The organism is Pseudomonas sp. S44, assembly GCF_016624805.1.
GTDB lineage: Bacteria > Pseudomonadota > Gammaproteobacteria > Pseudomonadales > Pseudomonadaceae > Aquipseudomonas > Aquipseudomonas machongensis.
The window spans coordinates 1-2,313 of sequence record NZ_JACVTY010000063.1; the positions used below are offsets into that span (position 1 = coordinate 1).

Below are 2,313 nucleotides of genomic sequence, written 5' to 3' on the forward strand. Positions count from 1 at the left end.
GGCGGTGGGCAGCGAAGTCAGCAGCGGTGGTGATCTGACGCTCAAGAGCGGCGGCGATCAGCTGTACCAAGGGGCGAAGCTCGCCTCGGGTAATGACCTGACCATCGACAGTGGCGGTGCGGTGACTTTCGAGGCGGTCAAGGACCTGCATCAGGAGAGTCACGAGAAGAGCAAGTCGAACCTGGCGTGGAACAGTGCCCAAGGTAAGGGAAGTACGGATGAGACGCTGCGCCAGACCTTGATGGTAACCCAGGGGGAATTGGCGATTCGGGCCGCTGGCAAAATAAATATTGATATTAAGCAAATTGACCAAAACACCGTCAGCTAAACGATTGATGCAATGGTCCGAGCAGAACCCCAGCTGGCGTGGATCAAGCAGGCCGAGGCCAGCGGACAAGTGGATTGGCGCGTAGTAAAAGAAATTCACGACAGTTGGGATTACAAAAATTCAGGGCTGGGAGCAGCACCCGCCCTGATTATTTCGATCGTCGCGAGCGTCTACCTTGGTCCTCTTGCAGGTGCCATGGCCAGTAACTTTGCAGTAGGAACCATAAACGGTGGTGGAGACATTGGTGCTGGCCTAAAAGCGGCAACCAGCAGCAAGGCCATAAAGGGATACGCTACGCAGATGGTGACAAGCGGAATTTTGAGTGGAATAGACACAGCAGTTGCGGGGTGGAATCCCGATGGCCCGTTGGTTCTGAGTGCCAGTGGCATCAATAATCCAGGGTATAGCTCTGGTATGTTGGATTGGAATTCGGTCAGCCAGAACATCCTTCGTAGCAGCACGCACGCTTTGGTCGCTGGCAGTGTGAACACAGCGATAAATGGAGGCAGCTTCAAAGATAATCTTGGGGCTGCTGCTGTGTCTGAAGGATTGGATTTGGCGGCGGCCTTCGGTAATAAACAGGTCGGTGATTTGGCTGATTATCTCAACGTCAGTCCTGGCTCTGCACAAAAAATCCTGATGCACGCAGTCTTGGGTGGTGCGCTGTCATCCGCCAAGGGAGGAGACTTCAAAACAGGGGCACTGGCAGGTGCGGCAGCGCAGGGGCTCACGGCGGCTACAAGTGCAGGTCTAGGCAAGTATCTCGATTCACGGTTTGCTACGGACGACCAGTTCAAGGTGGCGACCGCCCAGATTATTGGGGTTTTGGCAGGAGCCCTGGGTAATGGGAACCCTGAAACCGCCAGTTGGGTGGCTGGAAACGCTCAGCGCTATAATGACTTTTTACATCCCGGGGGAAGTTGGGGGGCGGAAGCTGCTAGCTTAGGAGCATATATGGCTGAGCAAGGCAAGACACCCGAGCAGATTTCTGATGCGCTCCAGTCCTTGGCTAGAAGCGATGGGTACAAAGGCCCGGGCCATGATTATGTAGCTGGTTGGGTGTATACTCCGGCTGTGTTAGGCGCGACTATATCGCCCCCGGCAGGACTTGCTGGCGCAGCAATGGGCGGTGTCATTGGCGGTGGTGCTAACATTAGCTATCAATTGTCTACGGATAAACCGTTTAGTTATGTGGATGCCGCCATTGCTACCACTGTGGGTGGCGCAACTCAAGGTCGCGGGGTCGCATTCACTATTGGTGCAGGCACGGGAGGGGCATTTTTAGGGAGCTTGATTAAAGGTGATAGTCCAATATATCCAGTTTTAGGTGCGGCCATCGGCGGTGCTGTGGGTTTGAAAAGTGGGCAAGTTGTAACTGATAAATTGAAGCCGTATCTCGGAAGTTATTCTGAAATTGTAGGTGCCTCTTTGGGGTCTCAGATTTCCGAAGCTACAGGTGGCAAGATAGGATCAATAGGAGATAGCAAATAATGAAACCCAAGTCGAGGTTTCAAGCTTATATACTATTTTTAGTCTATTTGGTTGTTTTGTTTTTCTTTGGAGGGGTCGTATCAAATTTTTTAGGGGCTATAGCCCTGTATTTTAAATATGACACATGGCATTTTGGCTGGACTGATATTTCCGGCGTGTTTCCTGGATTTCTAGCCTATGCGGTCCCTGTCTGGTTTGGGATATGTCTTGCTTCATATTTCAAATGGGGCGGTGGGAAGTAAATTCCGAAGTAATTTCCGAGCGTGGATTGCTTGAGTCTCAAGGTTTCAAACTTAAGTGAAGCATGCCTGCATTGACCTAGTGTGAGCAATTTAATGCGTCGCAGAGCTACATAGCTCCATTATTAAGTGCACGGGCGAAAGTAGAGGCAGCCTAACCCGCCCCGGCCAATGCTTCCTCGCCGGCCAGGCCGCCGACGAGAAGCTGTTCCGCTACCTGATGGACAACGCCATCGCCAGCAAGGACAAGCTGTC

Annotated in this window: 1 pseudogene; it reads left to right on the forward strand. The window is 52.3% G+C overall.

Features of this window, described 5'->3' with window-relative positions:
• Positions 1–1,819 (forward strand): annotated as a pseudogene (locus tag IAE40_RS25535) (DUF637 domain-containing protein); the annotation flags it as partial.
• Positions 1,820–2,313: the final 494 nt, after the last annotated feature.